Below are 1,808 nucleotides of genomic sequence, written 5' to 3' on the forward strand. Positions count from 1 at the left end.
GTCCAGGTAGTTTTCGCGAGCGCTGTGCAACGCTGCTGTCTCCAGCAAGAGCATAGTTTCTCGTATGTGGTCCTTGTTCCAGTCCATAATCACCTCCTAATTTTCGATGTTCTTAAAGTTCAGCCTGCAGATGTGTGGGCCAGGAAGGCCAGCCTTTCCGGCTAAGCGACACCGCTATTCGTCGCTGATGACGTCTTCGCCCTGGTATGGAACCCTGATCAGCCGAGGATCTCGAATGATGCTCGTGACGAGCCAGACATATTCCTGCTCGGCGGTATCGAAGCCGAGGATGCTGAAGGATTGGCCGAAAGGGCATGGCGGGAAGTCTGGAAAGCCCTCGCGCAGAACGTAACGCTCGGGATCGCTGTGAAACTCGCTCTTGTAGACTTTCCGTAGTCCGTGCTTGCTCGGCGCGTCCTGGTCACCTGCCGGTGCTGTTTCCCGATGCGCCACAAGGCGCTCGGACAAGTCGCGGGGGCAGATTTCGTGGAACACGTCGAAGGCGTCGATCAACAGGCCTTTATGCTCTGTCGCCGGATCGGTGATCGCGTAGATGTTGGAGGCATCTTCGCCGTCGTCCCCGCTCTCGAGGCGCAACGCCGCATCGACGCGAATGCTGCATGCATCGAGGGTTGACCCTAGTTCGAGATCGACGAGATTGCCGTCCTTGACGCGGTATTCGCGGTCATAGCCTTTGGCGATGAATGACTGGACTGCTTCTAGAACGTCGGTCACCTGGGAGGTCATGGAAGCACCTTCATCTTGAACTGGATTGGACACGCTCGCGCACAAAGCGCGCTGTGACTCGGCGGACGGAGAAGCTCGCGAAGTGCGTTACTCATAGCCACTTGGCCTTCTTGAAGCGCATGAATAGGAGAAGGCAGAACACCGCTATCACTCCGAGCACGACGAAGTAGCCATATGGCGTGTCCAGTTCCGGCATGTGCTTGAAGTTCATGCCATATATTCCGGCGATCGCCGCCGGGACCGCCAAGATCGCCGCCCAGGCCGCGAGCTGGCGAGTGACCACACCGATCCTTTGCGCTTCCAGAAGGCTGCTGGCCTCGAAGACCGTGGACAGGACAAGCAGGAGGCCGTCGACCATGGACTGCACGCGGTGGACATGGTCCGCGACGTCGTGGAAATATGGTGTCATTTCGGCGCTGATGCAGGGAAAGTGGCCGCGAACGAGCTTTCGCACCAGCTCGGCCATAGCCCCGAGCGTGCGCTGGAACCGCGTGAGTTCGGACCTTAGTTCGAAGATTCGCGCCACCTCTTCTGGCTCGAGGAAATCGTGCAGCGACCGTCGCTCCATCGCCAGGACGTCGTCCTCGATCATTTCGAAGATGGGCAGATACTGGTCGACCACTCGGTGCAAGATCGCGTGCAGCACATAGTCGACACCCTTGCCGAACTGCGTCGGCGATGCCTCGAGTTGCTCCCGAAGTTTGCCCAGCGCTCCGGCATTGCCGTGCCGCACGGTGATAAGGTGATTGTGACCGGTGAAGATCGCCATCTTGCCGTAGCTGATCCGGTCGCCGACCAGCTCGGCGGTCTGGGCGACGACGTACAACTCATCGTTGTAGACCTCGAGCTTGGGCGGGCACAGCGGGTGCATGGCGTTGTCGATCGCCAAAGGATGGAGGTTATACGTCGTCTGGATCGCGCTGAGTTCGTCTGCGGTGGGCTCGCTAAGCGCGATCCAGCAGAAGCCCGAGCGATTCTCGTTTAGTTCGACGTGCTCATCGAGCCTGATTTCACGGACTCGCTTACCTTCGTTGTAATAATATGCGGCGATAATGGTCATG

The 1,808-nt window shown here is 58.6% G+C and carries 2 protein-coding genes; both read right to left on the reverse strand.

Going from position 1 to position 1,808, the window contains the following annotated elements:
• Positions 1-174 precede the first annotated feature (174 nt).
• On the reverse strand, positions 175-747 hold the full coding sequence (locus tag NMC31_RS26000; RefSeq protein WP_004099040.1) for a hypothetical protein: 573 nt from the start codon (positions 745-747) through the stop codon (positions 175-177).
• Between the two features lie 91 nt (positions 748-838).
• A partial coding sequence (locus tag NMC31_RS26005; protein ID WP_253899399.1) for a magnesium and cobalt transport protein CorA occupies positions 839-1,808 on the reverse strand: 970 nt, incomplete at its 5' end.

The organism is Pseudocitrobacter vendiensis, from assembly GCF_943590815.1.
GTDB classification, from domain to species: Bacteria; Pseudomonadota; Gammaproteobacteria; order Enterobacterales; family Enterobacteriaceae; genus Pseudocitrobacter; species Pseudocitrobacter vendiensis.